Origin of the sequence: Leptolyngbya sp. Cla-17 (genome assembly GCF_016807185.1) — a bacterium.
In the GTDB taxonomy this organism is placed as follows: domain Bacteria; phylum Cyanobacteriota; class Cyanobacteriia; order Leptolyngbyales; family Leptolyngbyaceae; genus ULC077BIN1.
Map to the genome: position 1 here is coordinate 1,883,041 of NZ_JAEVYN010000001.1, position 25,258 is coordinate 1,908,298.

A 25,258-nucleotide genomic window follows, 5' to 3' on the forward strand; every position below is an offset into this window, starting at 1 on the left:
AAAGAATTTCGGTATCATAGCCATTGCGGAAGATGGTTAACCAGCCCACACATTGATGCTGACACTGCAGCGGCACAATCAAGGCAGTGCGGATGAGTGTCTCTGTAAACGCCTCTGCCAGTTCATCCTGTAGGACAGCTTGAGCTAGATCCAGAACATAGGGTGAGGGGATGCCATTGGCAGTTGAGCCATGCTGATGAACTGGGTGGGATGGGATGAGCGCCCGCCCAGCTTGCTCCCAGGCGGTAATGACTTCTTCATAGGTCGGCTTGGCGCTGCTCGGTCCTGCTGTCCAGTTCATCAACGCTTTCCAGCCATTGCTTTCTTCCAAACGAGCGTGAGTGGGTTGCACGCCGCTCGTATAGAGTTGTGCCGCACTACTGGCAGATTCCGCAACGAAGTAGAGCCGCCCGCCTGAGCCGCCCAACGCTTTCACCGTTTCCTCCAAAACCGTTTGCTGAATTTCCGCTAGGTTGAGTGGGTTATGCAACAAACTGCTGATTCGATTGACGGTCAGTTCATAGTGGGCTTGCGGCTGCACTTGGTTGAGGAGATTGGACTGAGCAATGGCGATCGAAACTTGATCTACCAGCAGTTGCACGATCTGTAGTTCCCGCTCTGAGAAGGAATAGGGTTCAGTGTGATGAACGACTAACAAGCCCCAGAGTTGATTTTGATGGAGAATGGGCACTGTTAAAGAAGCCATCACGCCCATGCCCAGCATGTACTGGATATGACAAGGGTCAACCGGAGCATAACGCACATCTTCAATCGTTAACGGCTCTCTAGTGGTGGAGTCGTCTATCTGGCTTGAGATCTTACATTGAGTGGCTACGTTAATAATGACCCGCTGGCGGGCTTTAAGAAACAGTTCATAAGCAGAGTCAGGAATGTCGCTGGCGGGGAAGTGTAAACCCAGCAATGCAGGCAACCGTTGATCGGCGATCGACTCGGCAATCACTGCCCCACTCCCATCTGACTCAAAGTGATAGATCTTGACCCGATCGATCTTGAGAAAGGCGCGGATTTCCTCTACGGCAGTTGAGACAATATCTTGAAGCTCTAGCGATTGACGAATCCGATTGCAAATTCCATAGAGCATTTGCTCTTGCTGCAAACTGTGCTCAAAGCCTTGTGGGTCCATTTTTCTACTTCTAATGATCTCATTGCTTAATGATCTAATTGCTACACCGATCGCCTCAATCTTCTCCGTACTTAGTATGAGTCGAGGGTGAGCAAGACTAAACCTGATTTTCTAAAATCTTCATGATTTTGACTGAGAATAGGCGTTTCGATTGTATCGCTATAAGCTTCAACTCATGAATTTTCAGCTGTGCCGACCAACATCTTTTCGTTCCTGCAACTCAGTCTTACAGGAATCTGAATCACAAATTCAGTCCCCTTGCCAAGGGTAGAGCAACAGCTGAAGTTGCCGCCATGTTTCTCGGTGATGATTTGATAGCTAATGGACATGCCCATACCCGTGCCCTTCCCAATGGGCTTGGTGGTAAAAAATGGATCAAAAATGTGTTGATGGGTCTCCTCTGACATTCCAGGACCATTGTCAGCGATCGCAATTTCTACCCACTCGGCATCAATCACTGCGGTACGAATTGTAATCTGATTAGGATTAGCTTCTATCGCTTGATAGGTGCGGTTGATATTACTTTCTTCTAAAGCATCAAGCGCATTGACTAAGATATTCATGAACACCTGGTTCATCTGCCCAGGGTGGCACTCCACCAGCGGCAGGTCGCCATAAGCCCGAATCAGCGTGGTCGGTGGACAATTCACTTTGGCTTTCAAGCGATGCTGCAAAATCAGGAGCGTGCTTTCAATGCCTTCGTGAATATCCACCTCTTTCACCTGCGCTTCATCCAGCCGTGAGAAGTTCCGCAACGACGTGACAATCCCTCGAATGCGCTCCGTTCCAACTTGCATCGATGTCAGTAGCTTCAGGACATCTTCATTCAGAAACTCCAAATCAATCTCGTCCATCTTGTCTCGAATGGCTGGAGTAGAGTCTGGAAATTCAGTTTGATAGAGTTGCAGCAGTTCCAGGAGATTTTGAGTGTATTCATTGATGTGAGTCACGTTGCCATGAATGAAGTTCACAGGGTTATTAATTTCATGCGCGACTCCAGCCACCAACTGTCCTAAACTCGACATTTTTTCGGCTTGAATCATCTGAGTTTGAGTGCGTTGCAGTTCTTGCAGCGTCTCCTTCAGATCCGCTGTTCGTTCTTCCACCCGATGCTCTAGCTGCTCGTTGGTTTGTTCTAATTGGGTAAATGAGCCGCGTAGCTGCTGCGTCATTCGATTAAATGAACGAGCTAGCACATTTAGCTCTCGCACATTTGAGAGTTCGACGTTTTGATCGAGTGCCCCATCCGCCATCGCCTCAGAGGATTGGCTTAAACGTCTAAGGGGCTGAGCAATTAATTGTGCCGTGTAGATCCCTAAAATGGTTGCAACCACCAGTGCCGCTAGACAAAGCAACATAGTCGTGCGCGTGTTGGCGTCAATTTCTGCTGTGAAGTCGGACTCCGGCACCACCACAACACTGAACCAGTCAATGCCATTTCCGTCTCGAATGGGTGAAATCTGCACAAACTGTCGTTTGCCATCTACCACAACATCAAGCTGTTGGCTCTGATTGATGCTGAAGCTACCGAAGTGCTCAAGCACAGCTTTGGCTGTGGCACGAATGACAGGATTTTCAATGTCTGTCGCTGGAATCTGCTCTAATTCCTCATTCTGAATCTTGTAAGGTTGCTCAATCAGCGAGCTAGCAATTAACTGTCCAGAGCGATCCACAATAAACGTTTGTCCAGTCAGTCCGACCTTGACGCTTTTCAAAAACTCGTGAATCCGTGAAGGGCGAAAATTACTATGTTGCACACCCAAAAGGTTGCCGGTTTCGCCGTAAATCGGTTGCGACAGAGAAAGTGTCGCTTTTCCTGAAGCCCCAAGAAAGATGTTGCTCCAGCTTGGCTCACCCACTTCCACTGCCGCTTTGTACCAGGGTCGAGTCCGTGGGTCAAACGGTTTAGTTCCCAGCAATTCAGCCCGTTTCCCCCGGTCATCTAAGCGGTAGCTCTGGCGATTGGGTAGATCCGTGTCCCCCGTCCGAGCCACGATAAATCCCTCCTCCAACCGTTCAACTAGAACGCTAGTTCCCTGAGGCGTGCCGATTTGGAGGAAGTTCACAGTGTCTTGTTTTACCAACCGCCAGAAGAAATGCTCTAAGGCTTTAACATTTTTGATGTCAATTTGTCCTTCCGAAATTCCAGCCGCAATCGTTTGATTAGTGAGATACGGCTTCTCTAAATAAAAGAGAATTTGCTGATTAATCCGATCACTGGTTTCACTGCGCAATTGGGAAACCACAGTATTGATCGATTTTTGACTATTACGAATACCCAGATAACCCGTCAAGCCAACCGCTACAAAAATTTGCATTACAAACGGCACAACCAGAATCAGACGCAATGGCATCTGCCCAGTCACCGACCATCGGCTTACAGTTTTTAACAACATGGTTGGAAGGGTTACTCACAGGTTACTTAGCGGGTGAATGTATTCATAGTTCCCTTCAATTAACAAATCTCAACAATTCTGAATATGCTGGATTAGTCTGTCTGAATATCGCCTGTGTATAGCAACCGAGAAAAATGGTTGCTAAGGACAAACTGGGTTGAGTCGAGGGGGGACATTACTCCCCGCCCCTCTCAGTTAGATCCGGACGTGCGAGTTTCCCTGCATCCGGCTCCCGATGTTCTTGGCTTTCGCGTTTGCGTCTATGGAGATACTTGTGACAACTTTCGTGAATGGCTAGAAGGTTCTTGGTTCTCCAATTGTTATGATTGCCATCTACATGATGGAGATGGACCCTCTCGTCACTCAGCGTTTTTAAGCCACAATAGCCACAGATATGGTTCTGACGTTTTAAGGCTTGAGCAGTTTCGCCATCATAGAGCTTGCTGTTGCGTTCACTCCAATAGGTCATATCACCGTCAAAAGGTGATTTCTCCCCCTTGACGTTACCGTGTTTATTTTCAGAGTAAGGAACTGATGGAAACGCTATGTTCACCAATTTCTTGCTGGTGTAACGGTTCTGTTTAGATTCCTTGTTAAATACCCTGAATGCCCTGTTTTGGACATGCCACAGCGAGAAACGTGACCCATTCATTTTGCAGAAGCGGTGATAGTTTCTCCAGCCTCTAACGATAGGAGCTAATTTCTCAGCCTTAGTTTTCGCACCATACTTCGAGTTGTTGACGATGTCTTTTACTTTCTGACGGAACGCCTTGAAATTGTTCACGGAAGGAACACATCTAAACTTTCCATTGCTTTGCACTCGAAAGTGCCAGCCGAGAAACGTAAATCCATCTGTCGTAGCAGTGACCTTGGTCTTCTGTTCGCTAACCTTCATTCCTCGTTCTGCAAGAAACTGGCTGATTCGCTCAAGGATTGCCTCTGCATTGTCTTTGGGCTTAAGCAGGAATACCATATCATCCGCATATCTCACGGATGGGTGGATGTGCTCTATCCCATTGAGGGCAATGTTGGCTAGTAAGGGACTGATCACGCCCTGTACAATGTTGCAAACAATCTTTATCAGAGTCAGGCACAGGTGAAAGGGGTTCGACTCTGAAGACGACATTGACCTGATCTTTGTCAATTTCTACCCGCTTGACCAAGGTGCGAATAATGTCCCGGCGCTGTTGCCAATCCAACTGTTCTAATCCAGTTTTTACTTGAGTGGCAAAGTCTTTTAATCGGCCAATGATCAGCCGAAGCTCTTGTTGGCGGGTCATTTCTGAGGTTGCTTGCGCGATCTGAGTTTCTAAGGCGGCGATCCGGACTCGCATCTGAGTGATGCGCGGCTCAAACTCAGCTTTGTGAATCACCCCCTCAGCATAACTATCAATCAGGCGCTCCAGTCCGCGTCGCAGTTTGGTCAATTGCGTTTCCAATGCGGTAAGGTGTTGTCCCTGTTTGGGCGCTTGTGCTCGACGGGTATACTCCTGAGTCAGTCGCTGCGGATTCTCTAGTAACGCCTGCACCTGCTGCCATACTGCCATTTCCAGCAAATCAGTGCGGACTTGCAAATTGCTGCAAATGCGATCTCCGCCAAAGCGATAAGCATCGGTGCCAATACAGCGGTAGTAAGCATACTCTCGAACCTTGCCTTTCGCCGCTTTGTGACTGACAGGTTTACCGTAATAAGCGTAGCCACACTGCTGACAAACTAAGAGTCCTTGCAGGAGATATTTTGCGCCTCTTTGACTTTGGCGGGCGCGTTGGCGATTCTCCTGCAACTGTTGTTGCACGGCTTCAAGTCAATCAACGCGGGCACCGGAATCAAAATCCACTGCTGCGGGTCTTTGTCGTAGATCGAATAATCTTGACGAGGAAAGGGCGACTGTCTACGACCTGGGCGTAAGCGCGGTCGCTTTGTCCCGATTGCGTGCCTTTATAGGCTGGATTGTTCAGCATTCCCCAGATGGTGGAACGATCCCAGACAGGCTTACCCTTGGGTGAGGGAATGTCCGCTTGCTGGAGGCGGCGACAGGCTTCGCCAATCGTTGCCTGTTCTCGCCCTATCCAATCGAAAATTTGGCGCACGACTGGTGCCTGTTCAGGATGGACTTCATAACGCGCTTGCCCATTGCCTTGTTGGGTATCAATGTAGTGATAGCCATAAGGCGCACCGGATAGCGGATTGACAGAACCTGAACGAGCAGCATGGCGCTTCCCACGGCGGCTTCGTTCTAGGATTTTGGCTCGTTCATATTCCGCCACCATGCCTTGAACTTGCAGTAACAGGTCATCCTCGGGAGAGTCGCCTAAAGCCCGATTGAGAAACACAATTTCCACCCCAGCTCGTTGCAGTTCATCCAGGAGCAAGACTTGATAGGCATATTTGCGAGCCAAGCGATCTGGGGAATGAATGTAAAGTCGGTCGATGCTGCCTGTCGCTGCCAGATCACGCAGTTGTTCCAGAGCTGGACGCAAGAGTGTCGCACCACTATAACCTTCATCAATAAATTGCAAATCGGGTTGTAAGACACATCCATCAGCCGTGATCTTTTCCCGCAATATTGATAGTTGACTCTCAATCGTATGAGAGGACACTTGTTGTTCTGAAGAGACACGCGCATAGATCGCCACTTGAATATCATGACTGTTCATAATTCTCTTCTCCAATTCGTTTTTCTATAGCATTGATATCGATAACGGATGCTTGTTTTGGCATTGAAGCGACGCGCCGTACAGGGGGCAAAATCTGTTCATAAGCACTGGCAAGGTACTCAGGGGAGAGTCGGGAAACTTCAAAGCTAGCGCGAACCTCCAATATCCGTTTTCGCTTCGGGTTGGGCTGATTCATGGTGGCTTCCCTCAAAGTGAGAAGAAGGGGTTAAAGCCACTTTAGGAAAAATGCACATTCAAAAGTTTGGCTCCTCCACCAACGGGATACCAAGATATCTCGAAACCTATCATTTCAGTAGTTCTGGGAAGTTTGAGCTTAAATGAAATGCAAGGGGGCACCCTGAAAGCCATCTCCATAATCAGGGCGCAGTTTCTCTCTGGAAATCGAAATTAAAAACTTTAGGGAGGTGTTTGCAACATTGTACAGGGCGTGCTGCACCTCCCCATAGCTGTCAAACCCATTGTCCGGTTCCTGCAATCGCTTTGCTAAGGCAACTTCTGCCCACATTGGAATCATCCGGTTGTCTCCTCCTGGCGTTGGCTTGACCACCAGCAATGCCTCTAATCCTTGTGCTCGATACAGCGCTAACCACTTTTGCACCGTGCCTCGATGCCTGCCAATTGCAACCGCGATCTGGCTGATGCTCGGTGCTTGCGCTCGTTTGAGCCAGTACAACACTTGCAATCGTTCTTTAACTATCGGCTGTTCAACCGTTCGCAAGCGGGTGCCTAACTCCTCGAGACTTTCTTTAATTACGATTGCGCTGACACCAGCCATGATTAGACTCTCACCTCTACATTCCTCAGTTTATCTGATCTGTAACTACTCCAATTTAATTTGGTATTACCCGAAAATATATCAATACAGCGATGAATTCTTGCGCCGCTTTTGCTTTGTTGGCTGAAACCAATCGGAATTGAAAAAGTGTTTAGAATAGACAAAGAAGAGATGATATTGCCAATGCGATAGACGATTGGCGAATGCTCCATGGAATCCTATGCCTAGGGTTCAGCTTCATCTGAGATTGCGATCGCGAATAGGAGAACGTACACTTTATCCTCGTTGGTGCCTTTTTCTTGCGCCTGCGAAACCACAACATACCAGCGCCTTTTTGCAGTGCATGGCGAAATGAATTGTTCGCAAATCCTTTTCTAACCTTCTAGCCTCTCATCTTCTATTTTCAAAGCCTCTTGCACCAACTGCACCAGCTTTTCAGCCGCACCAGGTTGTCCACGAACGGTTCGGAGTTCACTTCGCATTTTTTGCAATATTTCGGGATGCTCTAGATAGTGCGCTACTTTTGCAGCAACGTCTTGGGGCTGAAACTCACCGTACCATTCTGGGACGATTTCCCGCTTGGCCCAAATGTTGGGCCAAGCCCTCAACTTAGGACGAAGAGAAGCCAGCCAGCTAATCATTGTTGCCATGCTGGTTCCGATGCCCGGTAGTTTTACCAATAATCCGGGCAATCCATCCCACGCCCTCATAATGTCGAGCTGGTGCATTGGCACCAACACCAGCATGGGAACTGCCAAAGCTCCCAACTCAGCGGTGTTTGCCCCAATCGTTGTCAGACAAATAGTACATCGAGACAGCACATCATAGGCTGGAAACTGTCTCCAGAGAGCAACCTCGGCTCCAGAAGGGGTTCTAAGGATAGGCAGTTGGTCGGCTGCGTTGGGCATTACCAGGGTTGCGGATGCCCAGCCGAGTTTTTGAATAATCGGATTGTGTGCTGGATCGGCGTAAGTGGCAAGGGTTTGCAACTCTAAGGTGGGTGCAACTGGAATCACAAACTGGACAGCGGGATAGGTTTGATGAAGGTGTTCCGCAATCGCCAGGGTCAGCGGTACTCCTAAAGTCAACTTCATCGGTTTGGAGCCAGGGAGGAGTCCAATTAGAAGTGAGGATTGCTGAGGGGGATTGGGTTGAAGTGTTTGATCGCCTTGTTCCGCTCCCTCACTCTTTCCTGCTTCTGCCATCAGATCGCCGACAACAGTAAATTTATGAGCATATTTAGGGGCAACGCGATCGCAAATCGTTGAATTCATTACGCCAAAGCGATCAACAAAGGAATGCCAGCGCGCTTCCCATTCTGCATAAATTACCGTGCGATAGCCCAACCGTTTGCCAATCACGACAGGGAAAAACTGATCGCCGCCCAAAAACAGCACCACGCCTTTTGTTCGCCAATCCCAATTATCCTGGGTTTTGCCCAGCAGCAAAAATGGAAAGAACTGAGCGGCTTCCTGCACGCGATCAATTTCAGTAAAGCGGCGGGCGGTCGCGCCTTCCTGTCCGCTGGCATTGGCACAGGGCGATAGCACAACTGAGATTCTCACCTGACTGCGATCGTTCCCCAGTTGAAGGCGAAGTTCCTGCACAACGGGATGCACCCAGGTCGCCAACTCACCTGGACCATTCGACAAAATCAAAATATCAATGGGCTGATTCACTAGCGCAAAACTCTTTCACTCTGAGAGATACAATACAGGCACTTTAGCTACGATAGCGGAGCCTCTATTCATGACATTAAGCCAAGTCAGCATACGTGTGGCTGTTCCAGGCGATGAAGCGACAATTTTTAGCTTGATTCAGGCACTCGCAGAGTACGAAAAGCTGACGGATCAAGTGACCGGAAGTGCAGCGGTGCTGCGATCGCATTTATTTGGCGATCGCCCTTATGCTGAAGCTATTTTGGCAGATATAGAGGGCGCTGCCGTTGGATTTGCTCTATTTTTTTACAACTACTCCACCTTTCTGACTAAACCAGGCATTTATCTAGAAGATCTGTTCGTCTTGCCAGACTACCGCAGTCAGGGAATTGGCAAAGCGCTACTGATTTATCTGGCTCAGCGGGCGATCGCGAACGATTGCGGACGATTAGAATGGAGTGTGCTGGATTGGAATGAACCCGCTATAGGCTTTTATCAGCGCATGGGAGCAGATGTGCTTCCCGATTGGCGCATCTGCCGTGTGACAGGAGATGCCTTGGGACAAATGGCGTTGAGAGGTTCAGGTGTTGAAGGCTAGGCGTTAGGTATTCCTTTGAACAAATTGTCGGGCAGTGGAAAGGTAATAGAGGATTGGTCTATGAAGGTGTATCGAATTCCAGTATTATCCGACAATTATGTGTTTCTGTTGCACGATGCTGAGGCAAATGTTGCCGCAGTGGTCGATCCGGCGATCGCTGAACCTGTGTTGCAAAAACTGAAGGAACTTGGGGCAACGCTGGTTGCGATCTTCAACACCCATCACCACAGCGATCATGTGGGCGGCAATACGAAGCTACTACAGCATTTTCCTGACGCGATCATCTATGGCGGCGTAGAAGATCGGGGCAGAATTCCGGGACAACAGGTATTTTTGCAGGAGAGCGATCGCGTTTCGTTTGCAAACCATACGGCAGAAGTTTTCTTTGTTCCAGGTCACACTCGCGCTCACATCGCCTATTATTTCCCGCCTGTGGTTCCGGGTGAAATGGGCAACCTATTTTGTGGTGATACTTTATTTTCTGGTGGCTGCGGCCGATTGTTTGAGGGCACCCCAACCCAAATGGTGGAGTCGCTGGGCAAGCTGCGAAATTTGCCAGACAGTACCTATGTTTGGTGCGCTCATGAATATACGCTGAAAAATCTTCAGTTTAATCTGACAGTGGATAGCAGCAATCAAGACTTGCAACGACGATTTGCTGAGGTGAAGCAGATGCGCGATCGCAACGAAGCCACGATTCCTGCCAATTTGGGCATCGAAAAACGCACGAATCCCTTTCTCCGCTGGGATGCGCCCGAACTGCAAACCGCAACTCAATCCGCCAATGCCATCCAAACGTTTGCCCGATTACGCGGCATGAAAGATCACTTTTGAAGAGTAGGTTTCAAGTGCTAGAGGTCAAACTACTGCACAAGGGCGATCGTTGTCATTTGCAAGTCCTAGTTTAAGAAACACCATTCGTCACTCGTCATTGAGACATACCCACTTCCATAAAGGGTGGCTGCTACCCTGTTGACGAATGCGAAGCACTTGCTGCTCCAGGCGGCGGCATTCTCTTTTAGGCAAACCCAGCAGCCAGTTTCGCAGTTGCCAAACCAAAATGGATAACGTCACTGCCAAGCACAGAGACAGCCCAAAACCGGGAATGGGGCTAAACACCAATCCATACCGCAGAGCAGCCCAGGTGAAATATTCCATTGCTAGGGAAATCGGGTAGCGCAATCCCCAAAGGCTGAGCGTGCCAACTGTGAGCCAAAGAGCACCGGCAAACAGCCAGCGTCCGTAGACCGTTAATTGATGCAGGCGTTGGACTTGTGCTAAAAAAAGCGGATCTTGATTGGCTTCTACAATGGGAGCCGGATCGTTCGGCTGATTCATAACACTAGCGACCCAGAAGGGCACACAAGTCGATTAGGAGGCTTCATCAGAGCTAGCAATGCCTTCTAGACTGGGAGTTGATGAGAACGCTTGTCCAGTTTTCTCACGCCATAGGGCTAACAACGTGCTAGCAATAAAGATGCTGGAATAAGCGCCCATGGTGAACCCGATAATTAGGGCAAGGGCAAAGTTCTTGAGAGTTTCGCCGCCAAAGAAGAAGATGGAAAAGAGGGTGAGCAACACGGTCAGCGTGGTGTTGATGGAGCGCCCTAAGGTTTGGTTAACGGCAGAGTCCACAATGTCGTTGATGTGGCGATCGGGATTAAGGGTGATCTTTTCGCGAATGCGATCATAAATGACTACAGTGTCGTTGACAGAAAACCCCACAATTGTCAACAATGCCACAATAAATAGCGAATCTGCTTCAATGCCAGCTACCAATCCCAAGATAGAAAAAATGCCTATAGTTATCAAGACGTCGTGAAATAGCGCCACGATCGCAAAGATGGCATAGTCCAATTGAAATCGCAGGCTCATGTAAATCGTAATCCCGGCAAATGAGACTAGCAGTGCCAATAAGCCTGATGTAAACAGCTGTTGCCCAACGACAGGACCAACGGTATCGATTTGAGTTTTGGTTGGGTCAAAGGCTCCAATTTTTTGGCTGAGGGCAGTTTGGAGTTTGGTACGCTCTTCGCCAGTCAAGGGTGCGGTGCGAATGGTAATTCCAACGGGTTTTCCGGTGCGATCGGTAATCGCTTGAATGCTGCTGTTTGCATGTCCTTCTGTTGCCAAAATTTCCCGCACAACAGCAACATCCACAGGCTGATCGCACGCTCCGGGTTTAGAGCAATCCAGTTCAAATTGAAGGCGAGTCCCTCCAACAAAATCCAGGCTAGGACGCAGAGGTGCACCAAATTGCTGCCAGGAAATGAACAGCCCCACCAGTCCTGCCAAAATTAGGGCTGAAGAAAGCGCCCACCAAAGGTTACGTTGACGAATAACTTGCAGTTTCATGAGCTAGGCTGTGCCTCCGATCTCGTCGTGGCTGGCAAATTGGGACAAAAGTATTCAGGCTTACGCAGATTGGGAAACCCAAGTACATACAGCATTAAAGTCCGGCTACAGGTGATTGCAGTAAACATACTAATGACAACCCCCAACGCCAGAGTCAGAGCAAACCCTTTGACTAAACCTGCTCCTAGCCAAAACAGTGCGCCGCAAGCAATTAGAGTCGTCACGTTGCTATCTAAAATGCTAGAAAAAGCGCGATAAAATCCAGACTCGACTGAGCGGTAGAGACTTTTACCCGCTTTCAGTTCTTCACGGGTTCGTTCAAAAATCAGAATGTTGGCATCTACCGCCATACCAATACTAAGAATGAAGCCAGCAATCCCCGGCAGGGTCAACGTTACTTCAAGCAGGTTAAACGCTGCCAACGTCAAAATTGTGTAGATGATTAAGGAGGTGTCGGCGATCAACCCAGGAAGGCGATAGTAAACCACCATAAAGATGAGAACCAAAGATAACCCCCCTAGACCCGCGTAGATGCTGCTTTGAATACTATCTCGCCCCAAAGTAGCGCCAACCGTGCGGTTTTCTACCACTTCTACGGGAAAGGGCAAGGCACCACCTTTTAGTTGAATTGCCAAATCTCGTGCCGTTTCAATCGGAAAGTTACCTTCGATCACCGCTGAGCCGCCGTTAATTCCAGTTTGGGCATATTTGGCATCCACGGAATAGGCAAAGTTGGCGCTAATCGGTGCCCCATCAAGGAAGATGCCTAGTGTGCGCCCGGTTCCGGCAATGCCCTTAGTCAGTTCGGCGAATAGTTCACCACCACGCGGATCAAATTGGAGCGCCACATCCCACACATTTTGCGCTTGAGTAGCACCGGGGTAAGCATCCTTCAGATTTTGACCAGACAGTTCAGTTTTTTCAAATAGTTCAGCGATCGCGGTATTAATTGCCTTCAAATCTGCTTGATTTTTTTCGATCACAGTCACATCGGGAGATTTTTTTAATTCATCCCGTTTTGCTAGTTTTTCGCGCAACTGCTGCCGCTCAATCTGTAACCGCGCATCGGTTCCGGGCTTTTGCTGGCGAAAATCGAGTTGTGCCGTGCCGCCCAGCACCCGCTCGGCCTGAATCGGATCATTTACACCCGGAAGTTGCACAATCACTTGATTGTTTCCAGCAGTGAGTACTAACGGTTCAGACACGCCTAAGCCGTTCACCCGTCCCTCAATCACGCGCCTCACGGCATCTAAATCGGCTGGTTTGATTTCCTTCACCTGCTCCGTGGTTTTCACTTGAATCGTTAGTTGCGAACCGCCGCGCAAATCCAGACCCAACTGGGTCGGAATTTTCCAAATCACCACCAGAGCGCCAATCACCAGCGCCGCAATAAAAAGTAAAATTAACCGCTGTCTTCCCATAGGTAATCCCCGCTACAGAAGCTATGATAACGCCTTCCCGACTCTCTCCAGCATCCTCTTAAGGATTACCTGCCCACAGCAGCAAAACTGAACAGTGATCGAATATTCGATCAGTGCTCACCAGCGTCATTCCCTCTGTCTGGCCTTGAGCAATCAACTGTCCATAAAAGGGATCGCAAAGATAAATCGTTCATTTTCTATAGCTGTTTGTCCACGATTTTTTTCACAGCTTCTACGATTTGCTGAGGTTGGACGATGGTTAAGCTTTCCAGTGCACCATTGTAAGGCGTGGGAATATCTTGAGAGGAAAGCCGGATAACGGGTGCGTCGAGTTCGTCAAAGAAGCGATCGCTAATGGATGCCACCAGTTCTGCTCCAATGCCGCCTGTCCGCATACATTCTTCCACCACTACCACGCGATGAGTTTTGCGAATGGATGCACCAATCGTCTCGAAATCAAGCGGTTTCAGCGATAACAGATCAATAATTTCGGGGTCGTAGCCTTCTTTTTCCAAAGTTTTAACGGCTTGCATGGCATGATGACGCATCCGCGAATAGGTCAGCACCGTTACATCTGCCCCTGAGCGAACAATTTCTGCTTTATCAAGAGGCAAATAATATTCCTCGTTAGGCAAATCTTCTTTCAGGTTATAGAGCAGCACATGCTCAAAAAACAGCACGGGGTTGTTATCACGAATGGCGGATTTCAGAAGTCCTTTAGCGTTGTAAGGCGTGGAACAGGCGACAATTTTGAGTCCTGGCACTGCTTGAAAGTAGGCTTCTAGACGCTGGGAGTGCTCTGCACCCAACTGCCGCCCCACGCCGCCCGGTCCTCGAATCACAAGGGGAATATTGAAGTTGCCGCCAGAGGTATAGCGCAGCATTCCGGCGTTGTTGGCAATTTGGTTAAATGCCAACAGCAGAAAGCCCATGTTCATCCCTTCAATGATCGGGCGTAACCCAGTCATTGCGGCTCCTACTGCCATGCCTGTAAAGCTATTTTCGGCGATCGGCGTATCGAGCAGGCGCAGATCGCCATATTTTTTGTACAAGTCTTTGGTGACTTTATAGGAACCGCCGTAGTGCCCGACATCTTCGCCCATCACCATGACGGTTGGGTCTTTTGACATTTCTTCGTCGATCGCCTCACGTAGGGCGTTGAAGAGTAGGGTGTCTGCCATTGGTTCCTCTAAATGCTCAAATGATTGCTTAAAGCCAATTCTAATTCTAGAACAGTCGGCTGCGATCGCCCAGAGCTAAAGCCAATGAACCCCTCACAATTTCTTCTTTGTAGGTGGCAGTTAATCTGAGTGGTTTGCTGGTCATGCAATCAAAACTTGCAATGGGTCTTGGTGCGTTTCTAGCGATCGTCCTTCTATTTCTTTCAATAAGTCTTATTGCCCTGTTGGCTTATTTCTTCAAAAAATTGCTGTGTGTGAGGGCGCGCTCTGTTACAATATGCTCCGTTGTACAGTCGGGACAGCATCATTGAGCCAGTCTATCAACATTCCTAAAGTCGATGATTTTCTGCAAGAGTTAGCCACGATTCAGCAAACGGGATCTAAACGGATTGCGCTGCTGGGTTCCCGCCATGTGCCGATTACTCATCAGAAGCTAATTGAGATCATGAGCTATGCCCTTGTTCTAGAGGGTAATCGCCTGATCACGTCTGGGGCAACTGGAACAAATCTTGCGGCGATTCGCGGTGCTATGCGGGCAGATCCCTCCCTGCTGACTGTCATCTTGCCTCAAGGTCTGAGTCGTCAGCCACAAGAATCTCGTGATCAACTTGAGCAGGTCATGCATTTAGTGGAGAACCCTGACAACGACAATATGGCTCTGGGAGAAGCTAGCGCTCTGTGCAATCAGGAAATTATTTCGCGATGTCAGCAGCTAATTTGTTTTGCCTTCCACGACAGCGCCACCTTGCTCAAAACCTGCCAGGATGCGGAGGATCAGCGCAAAATCGTCACGCTATTTTATTTTGATTGAGTTAACCTGATTGCTAGCTCTGTCGTTCTGTCAGGCGATGCTGCCGCGTTTGCGGGCTTCTTTGTAGGAAACGCCGACATTTTGTAGTCCGGCGCGGATCATTTGCTGCTCTAGCAGTGCAAAAAAGCGAGTGCGATCGCCGCCTCTGACCACTGCCTGATTGTGGGCTTCTGCCAGGGCGACGGGATAGCCATAGCCCTTTTGCACTTGCGCTAGCACTAAACTGAGCGCGTCATCTAGCAAGGTGCGATCGTCCAGCACCCAGCCCGGAAACTCCACCCTGGCAACTTCCGTGCCCACATGCACATAGCAAAAATAAACTCGATGCAGGTCACCATACAGATCCAAAATGCTGGCAGAACTGCGCCAAATGGGGCTACGCTGACCGGGCTGTAGCTGCATTGCCCACATTGCCGGATCTTTCAGCGGTTCCAACACTTGACAAGGCGCATGATCTTTTTGCCCTACATCGTTTTTCCCTGAACAATGAGTCATGCAATCGGGCACATCAAAGGGGCAGGCGGGCAACCGTAAAAAATTGACTGCTTCCCCACTGCGAGAGGCGCTGAGATAGCCAACCAGGGGAACTTTTGCCTGCCGCAACTGCTCCCACGCCGCTAGAATTGGCTGCAAAATGGTATTCCGCGCTTCAGTGGGCAACTGCTCTAGAAACCAGTAGATCAAAGACCCATCGACCATGGCGAGAGTGGGAGGAGTAACAAGTGGCGTTGCTTGAATGCCCGATATGTTCATCTGGCGAGTTTCGTTAAATGGCGAGTTTGGTGTTTCCAACTCCTCATTCTTCATCACTCCTACCCCATTGGAAGCAAGAGCTACGGAGATGCTACGCGATCGCAGTTCTGAACTTTCTTGGACGTGCTGCCCTAGTTCCGCAATCGCGATCGCCTCTGAAACAGTGCGTCGATAGCCCATCCATTCCTCAGTACGAATGCCCCACTGACGAGAGAGATAGAGATCTTCAGGGCGATAAAAGACTTCTGGCAGGCTATCCAGCAAGGGATGGCGACTTTGACCATAGTGCAGCACAATTCGCCCAATATTAATCAGGTAACAATAGGCAATTTCATGGTGGCTAGGCGCAATTTGAGAACCATCCGTGGCAATAACGGTATGGGCACTAGGGGCGGTGGGAATGCTAACTCGCAGGTTCAGCGGCTCAATTGGGGTTGCGGCGGTAAAGGTAATGCGATCGCGCCACTGTTCCTGTAAGATCACCAGTTCATTTTGGTGACGATAGGCTTTATCCAGCAGCGTTTGCGATCGGTCTAACCGCAGGCGTGTTGCCGCTGCTTCTTGGGTTAAGTGCTGGCTAATGCCCTGCATCTGTTGCGCTAACTTGGTCAAATCCAGCATTCATCACGCCTCGATGCTACCAATCTACTGATAGCATAATTCACCTGTACTGGGTTGAGTCGCGATCGCGGGTAGCAATGTTCTCAAAAGTTAGCTGTCTGAGCTTTTCTTTTCTATAGCTGTCCCGCAGGCGTTTGCGGAGCTTCCGTCGTCGCACTATTCTGGTTGCGCCGTGCGACTTCTAGAGAAACTTCGCTGTTTTTCCGATAAGTTGCGACTCGATCTTGAGCCGTTTTGTAACGATTGTCAGTGCTAGAGACGGTCGCCATTAGATCAGAGGCTTTTTGCCATTGAGCCGCTAAGCTAAGCCATTCTGCCGAGGATTTTGCTGATTGACTGGTTGTAGACGTACTTTCTGCTAAGCGCACCGCTTCAACAAAGGCATCGACTGAGCTAGAAGAAGTAGAACTAACCACCGGAGAAGGTGATGTCGCTGAGTTAGTCGTTTGAGGTGCGGTATTAGATTGAGCAGAGGTTGGTTTCATCTCAGCTTGCAAATCGTTTGCAGTAGACGTGCCGAAACGGTTATAGAAAAACCAACCGCCTGCTAGCAAAAGGCAACTGACGATCGCGCCGCCGATCACACCTCGACGAAATTGGCTCTGCTCTCGATGTTTGCTTAGCCTTGGCTTGACCACAGAGGCTCTGGTTACATCAGATTTTGCCTGTTCAGCACTGCGATCGCTCCAATCATCGGACCACTGTTTCAATAAGCTCGGTTTCTTTAAGACAATTTCTTCCGACCACAAAACCTGTTTGACTGGATCTCGGCTAATCTCTTCAAGCCAGAGCAATTGCTGTTCTCGCACAATGCGGCTGTTGATGTTGACTCGTCGAATATTGCGCGGCGCGATCGCCTCCAAAATTTGTCGAATTCGTTCCACCAGCGGAATTTGATCTAACTGTTCTAGCGTCACTCCTTCACACAACAATTGCAGGACGCCATCGGCAAAAATAGCGCGAGTTCGCACGCCAGAGTCCGCTAGTTTTTCATTCAGCACTTGAATGATGGCAGCAACGCTTCCCTGTCTTGCCTGTTTGAAAATGTCGTTCGCCTCGTTTGTCATGGCTTATCCGTGGCAGATAATTACTGAATCAACTCTTTGATTAATCCGTTCTTTGCTCAAACTGTCGCCCGCTTCACACTCTGATTGGTTAGAAAATCCTTGAAAAGGCAAATCTGGCGGAAGAAGATTATAACTGCGATCGTGTCGCACATTACAGTTTTGCAATCGATGTTATTTGTGTGAATACGATAACTCAAGTTGATAGAAATGTAATGCCTAACCCTTTAAATGTTGGCAATCGTTAAACCGACAGACTTGCCAAAGATCGGTATTGAAGCGATTTTGGTCAGTGCGCTCCCAGCGATCGCGATCAATCCAAAATTCAAACAGCGCAGTATTGTGGGCACGCAGTCGCCACGAGCGATCGCTGCCCATCAGTTCAGCAATTAAGTGCTGTAAAATCCAGCTATGGGTCACGATCCAGATGTGGTCGCCATTCCGATGCTGCTGTAATAAAGTTTGAATAAATCGCCGCGATCGCGATCGCGCATCTTCTAGAGACTCTGCCCCTGGAATCAAAATCCAGTCTGGCGAGCTTTCCAGCTTATGGCAGAGATCGGGATAGCGGCTGACTGCCTCCGCCCAGGTTAATCCCTCAAAAATACCGTTTTGAAACTCCTTGAGTTCATCCGCAAGTTGAACTGGAATTCGGCGGTTGCCGCCCTCAACCGGATCGCCGGGCAGGGTCGTTGCATCAATTAGATCACTCACCGCAGCCGGAAGCGGTGCAGTCAAAAAGTAATCCACCAAAATTTGGGTCGTCTCTGCCGCCCGTTTGAGCGGACTGGTGTAAACCTGGGAAGGGTGCCATGCTTCTGTGAGCAGCCGCCGAGCGAGTTTTTCTGCCTGCTGCCTGCCCACCTCAGATAGCTCAAACTCTCCATGCCCCTGCATTCGTTTTTCTTGATTGCCAACCGATTGAGCATGACGAATAAACAGCAGTTTCATCACTTCATGCATAAGCACGTCCTACAAACTCCACAGCCCCTTGGTAGCAATCGCAAGCTTATTATGCACATTTAGAGCCTGTGTGATCGCGGTTTATTTGGGGCTTTATAAGAAAGATTACAGCGTATTTACATACTAAAAGGATTGACTACTATGCCTGATATAGATTCTAAATACCTGAGAGGATTGCCATCATCAGATTCTTATGGTGATGAAGATGGCTTTGATATGGATATAGATTTAGAAGGTGAATGGACAGAAGAGGATCGCTTTACTGAGATGGAGGAACGATTACTCAGTGAATATCCTTACTTTAGTAGAAGCGAAGCTGGATACCTGTGCTGCCAATTAGATGACGATCTGCATCCATTTCACCCTGATTTTGGAAACCGGTGGGCACAGTGGGATATGGAGCGTCGATTGTCTAGGGGTTTTGAGTTAGGAGATATTGGAGATATTCCTTTAGGAGATATTGAAGATATTCCTTTCTAGTCTTTCGCATTCATCGCAGACTGTAATTGTGCATATTTAACACCTGTGCGATCGCAGATTATTTTGGGCTTTATAAGAAAGATTACAGCGTATTTACACCCACAACACTTATGGCAGTACTACAAAACGTTTCTGAAACCACAGCCGTTGCGACTGCGCTGGCATTTGCTCAAACCACTGGAGTGACGGATACCCGTCCTTGGGGTTCCTTCACCGTTTTGGATGAAGGAGTAGGCTACAAAATTAAACGAATTGAAGTGAATCCAGGGCATCGTCTTAGCTTGCAAATGCACTACCATCGAAGTGAACACTGGATTGTGGTATCTGGCACGGCAAAAGTCACCTGTGACAATGAAGAGATTGTTTTGTGCAGCAACCAATCAACCTACGTTCCTCAAACCAAGGTGCATCGGTTAGAAAATCCTGGGGTGATTCCTTTGATTGTCATAGAGGTACAGAACGGAGATTATCTCGGAGAGGATGATATTATCCGCTTTCAAGATGATTACACCCGGCAGTAAACAAGTAGCTGTTTAAATGCATCACGCTTCGATTCGGACTGCAAATATTCATCAGGCGATCGCGTTTTACGAAATGCTCGGATTTGCCGTGAACGAGCGATTTACTACCGGTTACACCCTAGCTTGCTGGATGGAAGGGCTGGGGGGACGCATTGAACTCATTCAAATCCCCCAGCCCAAACCCGCCCCCGATGCCTTTCACGACGAACATTATGTCGGGTATTACCATCTTTCTTTTGACTTAACTGACCAAGCCCCCGACCTTTCCGTTTGGCTCACTACGCTGCAAGATCAGTTTACGCAAGCTATTGCTGTTGATCCAGCCTCACTACAACCCCTTCAGATCTTGTTGAATCCAGAGCAGCAAATGATTGGCGATCGCGTTTACGAAGTTGCCTTTATCTCCGACACTGATGGACTGCCGCTAGAGTTCATTCGATTGTTGAAATAGGCACTAGGCGACAGGCACAAGAAAAAATTAATTACTCACTTCATCCCTTGCCACTCGCGACTCACCCTTTGCCTTATGGATATTGAGCCTTTTTTTGATAACTGGTGCTACTTGCGAATCGAACTAGGTTGGCTAGATCGGGTATTGGCGACAGCGGTGGCGCGGCAGCGAAAGGACACAAAGGAGATTGAGCACGTAGCGCGATCGCAGTCAGATCGAGTGACAAGTCACTGGTGGAAGGGCATTGTTTGTTTGGAAGGAACGATTTCCTCCGATTCACCGGCGGATATGCCCCGCAAAGGCGGCAGTGGACTGAGCTATCAGCAGCAGATGGAAGCAAAAATTCGCGTCAGTCAGCAGCATGAGGTTGCCCTCGGTTTACCGACCCTCTGCCAGCGGTTGAGCCTGACTCCGTTTGAAAAAAATGTGGTGCTGATGGCATTAGCGCCGGAAGTGAGTCGGCGTTATGGCAAACTCTATAATTTTCTGCAAGATGCCAATCAAAGCAAGGCATCTGGCTTGCCGACGGTTGATTTACTGTTGCGGCTTTTATGTCGCAATGATGGGGAATGGCGATCAGCACGGCTGGCATTCGCAGCAAACGCAACACTGGTTCAACGCGATATTCTAAGATTACCCACGTCCAGCACAGAGCCTTTTTTGGATCATCCGATTAAGTTGGTCGATCCAATCGTTGAATATTTGCTAGCCGATCAGCCTGATGTCACACTGCTGGATCGCTGGCTTCAAAAAACGGCTGCCTTTCCTATTAAATCTCCCTTGCCTGCTTTGAAGTTGGACACTTGGGAGCCTGAGAATCTGAAAATTTCTGGTGTAGACACGCAGGCAGCTTTGCAAATTACTCCTGCGGTGGAATCATCGCTATGGTTCACACTCAGGTTGCCGGAACCGCTGCTAGCTTCGCTGCGGCATTTGGGCGATCGCATTCAGTATGCTCAACACGTGGATGAGCAATGGGGCTTTCAGTCTGCTCATGAAAATGATCGGGGCAGTGTCGTGCTGTTTGTGGGAGACAAAGGCACGGGAAAAACTCTGGCGGCACAGGCGATCGCCCAGCAGTTGCAGATGTCCCTAATGTCGATCGATTTATCTTGCTTCAACCTGACTGAACAGCGTCAGTTGCTGGCAGACTTGACGACTGAAGCACCAACCGTGCTGCTGTTGAAATCGGCTGAATGTTGGTTAGGGAAAGATGCAGTTTTGGCTGCGGAACTACAGTCGTTTTTGGTCGCTCGTCACAGAGCGATCGCCCTGACAATTTTCAGCACAGAACGAAAGGAATTGGTTAAGCCAAGCTGGCAGCGGCAAATGAGCCAGATTTTGACCTTTCCTAAACCGAATTACAGCAACCGTTTCGCACTTTGGCAGCAAGCCTTTCCAGCCCAAGTATCTTTGGCATATGACGTTGACTGGAATGCTTTGGCACGGCTTTGCTTGAGTGCGGGAGAAATTCAAGTGATCGCTCGTGAAGCGGCAATCTGTGCAGCGGCAAACGGCTCTGTCTCAATTGCAATGGTTCATTTGCGACAGGCGTGTCGATTCAAAGGGATTAAATTGTAGGATGCTCTAAGATAATTTTTATAAAAATGCTGCGGGGTCGGTGGGTTCGCCCTCTTGCCGGACTTCAAAATGCAGATGAGGTCCCGTAGAAAGCCCCGTGGAGCCAACGGCGGCGATCGCCTGTCCGCGCTGAATGTTTTGACCTTCCACTACATATAATTCACTGGCATGAGCATATAGCGTGGTGATAGTGCCACCGTGGTCGATGATGACGGCATTGCCGTAGCCGCCATACCAGCCTGCAAAAATCACCGTGCCGCGATCGGCGGCTTGAATAATGGTGCCGTAGTCTACGCCAATGTCCATTCCAGAGTGAAACCGTTCATATCCCAAAACTGGGTGCATTCGCCAACCAAAGCTGCTCGTGATTTCTCCTAAGCAAGGCAAAATCAGTTGACCCGTGCCGCGAAATGCAACGTTGTAGCGATTTTGCGCGGCATAACGCTGAATCAGCAGGCTAATCGTACCGGAATCTTGATCCAATTGAGATTGAGCAACTTCCATGGCGCGGCGATCGCTTTTGAGCCGCGCAATCGACGTTTTTTGATAAGCAATTTGCCCTTCTGCATCCGCTTTTTGTGCCAGAAGTTCTTGAGTCAGCAACCCCACTTCATTTTTCTTTTGTTCTACGGAGTCACGCTGGCGATCCAACCGATCAGTATCGGTTTTGAAAGCCGCCAACCGTGTGCGATCGCTTTGATATAAGCGCTTAAGCTGAAAACGCCGATCTAAAAATTCATTCAAGTCGTGACTTTGTAGCAACACTGCCCAGCCGCGATCGAGCTTTTGACGCTGCAAAAATTGCAGACGAGCAATGGTGGAAAATCGCTTTTGGCGATAACTTTGCTCGGCAGAAACCAGTTTTGTTTCTAACCCTTGGAGTTTTTGAATTGCGGTTTTCAGCTGTGTTTCGGTTGCTTGCAATTGGCTCTGAGTGACTTTGACAGTCTTTTGCAGCCCTTTCAGCTTCTCGCGTTCGAGGCTTTCCTGAATTTTATTGCGGGTTTGCTGTTGATCAAGCTGCGATCGCTCCTGATCAAGTTGCTGTTGATGCCGCTGCAAATCTTCTACTGATGCCTGCGCCAAATACGGTTCCGAAACAGGCACCGCTTGGGCTGGTAACGCAGTCAGGCTGATAATTACTACACAGACCGCTATCATCAATTGCCACAGCAAATGCGATGAGACTTTCCAAGTTTGCCTGACTTCTAAATTTTGCTGTTTAACTGGGTTCATCGCCTAAATCGCGAAAAGCACCCTGAATTTTACTCACCTTCTACAGCAGTGGCAATAAACTTTACGGTTTTACCTGAGATTGTTCTTTGGTGGTTTTCGCGGCGCTTAATGTACGCTACGTAGTTGGGTGACCACAACTGGTACAGAAGCGATCGCTGGGCTTGACCGATACTCCACACTGACCGCAAAATTGCCGCGTAGGAGCAGGCGTGGCAGCACTTGCAGCACTTGCAGAATCCGTAGAACCTGACCCCATCCGCATTTCCATATTGCCCATTCTCATTTCCATCGGCTTTAAATTCATTTGCATGGTTCCCATAGTCATGGGCTTCATGGGTTCCATTGGCTGCATAGAAGCTTTAGGAGTTTGAGTGCTAATTGTTTGCTGCATTGGCAGTTGTTCAGCAGTACTGAGGGGCGGAACAGCGGTCGATAGGGCGATATGACTGCCCTGGATTTGAATAAACTGAGTGCCATTGACGGTTTGTAGCTTGACCCCGACTCCCCCAGAAGTTCGATAGACTTCAGGAGGAGAACTCCATGCGCCGGTTTGCAAACTGCTGGTTGCCTGCTGCTGTTGTCCGGCGCTGCTGCTGGCGATCGCAACAGTAGTGTGTGTTCCTTGAGTGTCAAGATAAAGTTGCTGTCCGCTGCCTAAGTCACAAACGTATGCCATGAGCTTTTCCCCGTGCTTGACCGTTCCAGTGTACAAATCCCATCACTAAAATGATTGTAAATAAAACCTTAAGAAGACTGCTGTTGCTTGCCTTAGTCGCAGCTCTCGGACTGACTTTTTCACCGATTGGCAGCAAAATTTTGGATGCGATCGCCTTAACAACTGCCGACTCATCCGCTAACTCGACTTATGAGCAGCGCTCAAATCACAGCCCTGATGGCATTGGCAAATTTTATATGGGGCGAGAAATTGCTCAGGTCATGGGACATTTGGGAGCAGGTTGGTTAGAGCGTCCTAGTCGCGAACGGGAAGAACGCCCCCAGCAATTAATCAATGCCCTAACTTTAAATCCGACGGATATAGTCGCAGATATTGGCGCGGGGACGGGTTATTTTAGCTTTCGGATAGCAACCTTAGTGCCGAAGGGTAAAGTTCTGGCAGTGGATGTGCAGCCGGAAATGATCGAGATCTTAAATGGGTTGAAGCGGGAGAAGCGTATTGAAAATGTGGAGCCTGTGTTAGGCAGCGTCACCAATCCAAATTTGCCCCCTACTAGTGTTGATTTAGCGCTGATGGTGGATGCCTATCACGAATTTGACTACCCCCGCGAAATGATGACGGCGATCGCCCAAGCCCTAAAACCCAATGGGCGCGTGGTATTGGTAGAATATCGCGGCGAAAATCCCTTAGTGCCGATTAAGCCATTACATAAAATGACCCAGCGCCAAGCCCAAAAAGAATTAGCATCCGTAGGCTTAACCTGGCTAGAAACCAAAAATTTCTTGCCCCAGCAGCACGTCATGATTTTTGGTAAAAAAGCGTAACTTTGAGCCGCCTAATGGTTCGTCAAGCAAAGCAGGTAGAACTCAAAACCTCCCTACCCGCGCTGACACAAAGCGTTCAATGCCTGCTAAATCCTGATGGATTTGAATATCATGGTAATTTCCATTTGCTTGGAGTAAGTTAACTACGCTAGCTGCCTGACCTGCCATTAACTCAATCAGCCAGATGCCATCCGATCGCACATAGTCAGGCGCGACTGCAACCAAACGGCGAATGCAGTCCAAGCCATCACTGCCGCCATCTAATGCTAAATGAGGTTCATGTTGGGTAACTTCTGGCTGTAGTTCCAACACCATTTGGCTAGGAATGTAGGGCGGATTGGACACCATGCCGTCGAGACAGCCTTTCAAGTGAGCTAACGGCTCAAACCAAATTCCTTGATAAAACTGAATGCGTTCCGTCAACCGATAAGCGTCTGCATTGAATTGGGCGATCGCCAATGCTTCGCTGCTGCAATCCACCGCATGAATCGTAGCGTGGGGAAATGCTGCTGCCAGCCCTAGGGCGATCGCGCCATTGCCTGTGCCTAAATCTGCCCAATGAGAGGGCGAGGAGTAAGAGGTGGGGGGCAATTGACGAACTGCTAAATCAATTAACAACTCTGTTTCAGGACGCGGAATTAAGACGGCAGTAGAAACCTTAAGCTGAAAGTTTCGCCAGGGGGTCGTTCCTGCTAAATATTGCACAGGGATACGCTGTTGAATGCGTTGTTGCCAGCGCTGAACCAGTTCTTCTAAGGGAATCGATAATTCAATCTGTGGCTGATCTTTAAAGCGTTCCAACCGCAAATCCAGACTGGATAATGCTGATGATTGTTGCAATAACCAAGTAGCCTCAGCCACAGGAATATTTGCCGCGATCGCCGATTGTTTTGCCTGTTGCCACCACTGCCAAACCTCCTGTCCAGACGCAAAAAATCCTCGCTTCTGGATAGAAAACGAGGATTGAATATTTAGATTGGCATCAGACATAAAAGGGCAAAAGCGCATCAACGCAGATCATACTACAACGCTTTTTTCCATCCCTTCAGTCTGCTTTACTTTTTGGGGGT

Annotated in this window: 26 protein-coding genes; 8 read left to right on the forward strand and 18 right to left on the reverse strand. The window is 48.9% G+C overall.

The annotated features are described in order from the left end of the window. The 8 genes from JOY44_RS08430 to JOY44_RS08460 all read right to left on the reverse strand — a co-directional run. On the reverse strand, positions 1–1,144 hold a 1,144-nt coding region (locus JOY44_RS08430; protein WP_171573162.1), incomplete at its 3' end, for a GAF domain-containing protein. 173 nt (positions 1,145–1,317) lie between these two features. Further along, positions 1,318–3,540, reverse strand: coding sequence for an ATP-binding protein (locus JOY44_RS08435; protein ID WP_171573163.1), 2,223 nt, complete (start codon positions 3,538–3,540; stop codon positions 1,318–1,320). 175 nt (positions 3,541–3,715) lie between these two features. Then, on the reverse strand, positions 3,716–4,591 hold the full coding sequence (locus tag JOY44_RS08440; protein WP_197985068.1) for a group II intron reverse transcriptase: 876 nt from the start codon (positions 4,589–4,591) through the stop codon (positions 3,716–3,718). Then, entirely contained in the window at positions 4,515–5,336 is an 822-nt protein-coding gene (locus tag JOY44_RS31320) for a zinc ribbon domain-containing protein (protein ID WP_197985069.1), read from the reverse strand. Before JOY44_RS31320 ends, JOY44_RS08440 begins: the two co-directional genes overlap by 77 nt. A 31-nt stretch (positions 5,337–5,367) precedes the next feature. After that, positions 5,368–6,198: a recombinase family protein gene (locus JOY44_RS08445; protein WP_171573165.1), complete on the reverse strand. Its 831-nt coding sequence runs from the start codon at positions 6,196–6,198 to the stop codon at positions 5,368–5,370. Next, a complete protein-coding gene (locus JOY44_RS08450; RefSeq protein WP_171573166.1) occupies positions 6,185–6,394 on the reverse strand; it encodes a hypothetical protein in 210 nt (69 codons plus the stop codon). Before JOY44_RS08450 ends, JOY44_RS08445 begins: the two co-directional genes overlap by 14 nt. Before the next feature lie 138 nt (positions 6,395–6,532). Further along, on the reverse strand, positions 6,533–6,994 hold the full coding sequence (locus JOY44_RS08455) for a helix-turn-helix domain-containing protein (protein ID WP_171573167.1): 462 nt from the start codon (positions 6,992–6,994) through the stop codon (positions 6,533–6,535). A gap of 374 nt (positions 6,995–7,368) precedes the next feature. Next, the gene (locus tag JOY44_RS08460; protein ID WP_171573168.1) at positions 7,369–8,673 is read right to left on the reverse strand and encodes a lipid-A-disaccharide synthase; all 1,305 of its coding nucleotides are present in this window, start codon (positions 8,671–8,673) and stop codon (positions 7,369–7,371) included. Positions 8,674–8,743: 70 nt separating this feature from the next. Here JOY44_RS08460 and JOY44_RS08465 point away from each other — a divergent pair, with 70 nt between their 5' ends. Beyond that, positions 8,744–9,250 carry a GNAT family N-acetyltransferase gene (locus tag JOY44_RS08465; protein WP_171573169.1) on the forward strand — a complete coding sequence of 169 codons (507 nt, stop codon included), beginning with the start codon at positions 8,744–8,746 and terminating at the stop codon, positions 9,248–9,250. A 60-nt stretch (positions 9,251–9,310) separates the two neighbouring features. After that, positions 9,311–10,084, forward strand: a complete 774-nt coding sequence (gloB, locus tag JOY44_RS08470) for a hydroxyacylglutathione hydrolase (RefSeq protein WP_171573170.1) — start codon at positions 9,311–9,313, stop codon at positions 10,082–10,084. An 87-nt stretch (positions 10,085–10,171) separates the two neighbouring features. Here the strand turns inward: gloB and JOY44_RS08475 are convergent, their stop codons facing one another. The 4 genes from JOY44_RS08475 to JOY44_RS08490 form a co-directional block, all read right to left on the reverse strand. Continuing rightward, positions 10,172–10,588 (reverse strand): hypothetical protein, encoded by a 417-nt coding sequence (locus JOY44_RS08475; protein WP_171573171.1) that lies wholly within the window; start codon positions 10,586–10,588, stop codon positions 10,172–10,174. A 33-nt stretch (positions 10,589–10,621) separates the two neighbouring features. Further along, positions 10,622–11,605 carry a protein translocase subunit SecF gene (secF, locus tag JOY44_RS08480; RefSeq protein ID WP_171573172.1) on the reverse strand — a complete coding sequence of 328 codons (984 nt, stop codon included), beginning with the start codon at positions 11,603–11,605 and terminating at the stop codon, positions 10,622–10,624. Then, positions 11,602–13,026, reverse strand: a complete 1,425-nt coding sequence (secD, locus tag JOY44_RS08485; protein WP_171573173.1) for a protein translocase subunit SecD — start codon at positions 13,024–13,026, stop codon at positions 11,602–11,604. The genes secF and secD overlap by 4 nt, the downstream gene beginning before the upstream one ends. Positions 13,027–13,223: 197 nt before the next feature. Continuing rightward, entirely contained in the window at positions 13,224–14,207 is a 984-nt protein-coding gene (locus tag JOY44_RS08490; protein ID WP_171573174.1) for an alpha-ketoacid dehydrogenase subunit beta, read from the reverse strand. Between the two features lie 307 nt (positions 14,208–14,514). Here JOY44_RS08490 and JOY44_RS08495 point away from each other — a divergent pair, with 307 nt between their 5' ends. Next, the gene (locus tag JOY44_RS08495) at positions 14,515–15,018 is read left to right on the forward strand and encodes a DNA recombination-mediator protein A (protein ID WP_171573175.1); all 504 of its coding nucleotides are present in this window, start codon (positions 14,515–14,517) and stop codon (positions 15,016–15,018) included. Positions 15,019–15,048: 30 nt separating this feature from the next. On the opposite strand, the gene JOY44_RS08500 is transcribed toward JOY44_RS08495, so the two are convergent. From JOY44_RS08500 to JOY44_RS08510, 3 genes are all read right to left on the reverse strand, one after another. Next, positions 15,049–16,392, reverse strand: coding sequence for a DNA double-strand break repair nuclease NurA (locus JOY44_RS08500; protein ID WP_171573176.1), 1,344 nt, complete (start codon positions 16,390–16,392; stop codon positions 15,049–15,051). Between the two features lie 113 nt (positions 16,393–16,505). Beyond that, entirely contained in the window at positions 16,506–17,459 is a 954-nt protein-coding gene (locus tag JOY44_RS08505; protein WP_171573177.1) for a hypothetical protein, read from the reverse strand. A 216-nt stretch (positions 17,460–17,675) separates the two neighbouring features. Next, complete coding sequence (locus JOY44_RS08510; protein ID WP_171573178.1) at positions 17,676–18,419, reverse strand: histidine phosphatase family protein; 744 nt, start codon at positions 18,417–18,419, stop codon at positions 17,676–17,678. A 141-nt stretch (positions 18,420–18,560) separates the two neighbouring features. Here JOY44_RS08510 and JOY44_RS08515 point away from each other — a divergent pair, with 141 nt between their 5' ends. The 4 genes from JOY44_RS08515 (at position 18,561) to JOY44_RS08530 (ending at position 21,452) form a co-directional block, all read left to right on the forward strand. Then, the gene (locus tag JOY44_RS08515) at positions 18,561–18,899 is read left to right on the forward strand and encodes a hypothetical protein (protein ID WP_203031954.1); all 339 of its coding nucleotides are present in this window, start codon (positions 18,561–18,563) and stop codon (positions 18,897–18,899) included. Positions 18,900–19,009: 110 nt separating this feature from the next. Beyond that, positions 19,010–19,420, forward strand: a complete 411-nt coding sequence (locus JOY44_RS08520) for a phosphomannose isomerase type II C-terminal cupin domain (RefSeq protein ID WP_171573180.1) — start codon at positions 19,010–19,012, stop codon at positions 19,418–19,420. Between the two features lie 16 nt (positions 19,421–19,436). Next, positions 19,437–19,871, forward strand: a complete 435-nt coding sequence (locus JOY44_RS08525) for a VOC family protein (RefSeq protein WP_171573181.1) — start codon at positions 19,437–19,439, stop codon at positions 19,869–19,871. 75 nt (positions 19,872–19,946) lie between these two features. Next, positions 19,947–21,452 (forward strand): AAA family ATPase, encoded by a 1,506-nt coding sequence (locus JOY44_RS08530; RefSeq protein ID WP_171573182.1) that lies wholly within the window; start codon positions 19,947–19,949, stop codon positions 21,450–21,452. Positions 21,453–21,470: 18 nt separating this feature from the next. On the opposite strand, the gene JOY44_RS08535 is transcribed toward JOY44_RS08530, so the two are convergent. Beyond that, the gene (locus JOY44_RS08535; protein ID WP_197985071.1) at positions 21,471–22,688 is read right to left on the reverse strand and encodes a murein hydrolase activator EnvC family protein; all 1,218 of its coding nucleotides are present in this window, start codon (positions 22,686–22,688) and stop codon (positions 21,471–21,473) included. 115 nt (positions 22,689–22,803) lie between these two features. Next, positions 22,804–23,364 carry a zinc ribbon domain-containing protein gene (locus JOY44_RS08540; protein ID WP_171573183.1) on the reverse strand — a complete coding sequence of 187 codons (561 nt, stop codon included), beginning with the start codon at positions 23,362–23,364 and terminating at the stop codon, positions 22,804–22,806. A 50-nt stretch (positions 23,365–23,414) separates the two neighbouring features. Here JOY44_RS08540 and JOY44_RS08545 point away from each other — a divergent pair, with 50 nt between their 5' ends. Then, positions 23,415–24,188, forward strand: a complete 774-nt coding sequence (locus tag JOY44_RS08545) for a class I SAM-dependent methyltransferase (RefSeq protein ID WP_171573184.1) — start codon at positions 23,415–23,417, stop codon at positions 24,186–24,188. A gap of 42 nt (positions 24,189–24,230) precedes the next feature. Here JOY44_RS08545 and prmC read toward each other — a convergent pair whose 3' ends face one another. Beyond that, positions 24,231–25,178, reverse strand: coding sequence for a peptide chain release factor N(5)-glutamine methyltransferase (prmC, locus tag JOY44_RS08550; RefSeq protein ID WP_171573185.1), 948 nt, complete (start codon positions 25,176–25,178; stop codon positions 24,231–24,233). Between the last annotated feature and the right edge of the window lie 80 nt (positions 25,179–25,258).

Excerpts from the sequence above, each read along its gene's own strand:
- JOY44_RS08520 (WP_171573180.1), top strand. The coding sequence starts at position 19,010 with ATGGCAGTACTACAAAACGTTTCTGAAACCACAGCCGTTGCGACTGCG.
- JOY44_RS08525 (WP_171573181.1), top strand. The coding sequence starts at position 19,437 with ATGCATCACGCTTCGATTCGGACTGCAAATATTCATCAGGCGATCGCG.
- JOY44_RS08515 (WP_203031954.1), top strand. The coding sequence starts at position 18,561 with ATGCCTGATATAGATTCTAAATACCTGAGAGGATTGCCATCATCAGAT.
- JOY44_RS08540 (WP_171573183.1), bottom strand. The coding sequence starts at position 23,364 with ATGGCATACGTTTGTGACTTAGGCAGCGGACAGCAACTTTATCTTGAC.
- JOY44_RS08500 (WP_171573176.1), bottom strand. The coding sequence starts at position 16,392 with ATGCTGGATTTGACCAAGTTAGCGCAACAGATGCAGGGCATTAGCCAG.
- JOY44_RS08475 (WP_171573171.1), bottom strand. The coding sequence starts at position 10,588 with ATGAATCAGCCGAACGATCCGGCTCCCATTGTAGAAGCCAATCAAGAT.
- JOY44_RS08490 (WP_171573174.1), bottom strand. The coding sequence starts at position 14,207 with ATGGCAGACACCCTACTCTTCAACGCCCTACGTGAGGCGATCGACGAA.
- JOY44_RS08465 (WP_171573169.1), top strand. The coding sequence starts at position 8,744 with ATGACATTAAGCCAAGTCAGCATACGTGTGGCTGTTCCAGGCGATGAA.
- JOY44_RS08445 (WP_171573165.1), bottom strand. The coding sequence starts at position 6,198 with ATGAACAGTCATGATATTCAAGTGGCGATCTATGCGCGTGTCTCTTCA.
- JOY44_RS08450 (WP_171573166.1), bottom strand. The coding sequence starts at position 6,394 with ATGAATCAGCCCAACCCGAAGCGAAAACGGATATTGGAGGTTCGCGCT.
- gloB (WP_171573170.1), top strand. The coding sequence starts at position 9,311 with ATGAAGGTGTATCGAATTCCAGTATTATCCGACAATTATGTGTTTCTG.
- JOY44_RS08510 (WP_171573178.1), bottom strand. The coding sequence starts at position 18,419 with ATGCATGAAGTGATGAAACTGCTGTTTATTCGTCATGCTCAATCGGTT.
- secF (WP_171573172.1), bottom strand. The coding sequence starts at position 11,605 with ATGAAACTGCAAGTTATTCGTCAACGTAACCTTTGGTGGGCGCTTTCT.
- JOY44_RS08535 (WP_197985071.1), bottom strand. The coding sequence starts at position 22,688 with ATGAACCCAGTTAAACAGCAAAATTTAGAAGTCAGGCAAACTTGGAAA.
- secD (WP_171573173.1), bottom strand. The coding sequence starts at position 13,026 with ATGGGAAGACAGCGGTTAATTTTACTTTTTATTGCGGCGCTGGTGATT.
- prmC (WP_171573185.1), bottom strand. The coding sequence starts at position 25,178 with ATGTCTGATGCCAATCTAAATATTCAATCCTCGTTTTCTATCCAGAAG.
- JOY44_RS08530 (WP_171573182.1), top strand. The coding sequence starts at position 19,947 with ATGGATATTGAGCCTTTTTTTGATAACTGGTGCTACTTGCGAATCGAA.
- JOY44_RS08545 (WP_171573184.1), top strand. The coding sequence starts at position 23,415 with ATGATTGTAAATAAAACCTTAAGAAGACTGCTGTTGCTTGCCTTAGTC.
- JOY44_RS08435 (WP_171573163.1), bottom strand. The coding sequence starts at position 3,540 with ATGTTGTTAAAAACTGTAAGCCGATGGTCGGTGACTGGGCAGATGCCA.
- JOY44_RS08455 (WP_171573167.1), bottom strand. The coding sequence starts at position 6,994 with ATGGCTGGTGTCAGCGCAATCGTAATTAAAGAAAGTCTCGAGGAGTTA.
- JOY44_RS08505 (WP_171573177.1), bottom strand. The coding sequence starts at position 17,459 with ATGACAAACGAGGCGAACGACATTTTCAAACAGGCAAGACAGGGAAGC.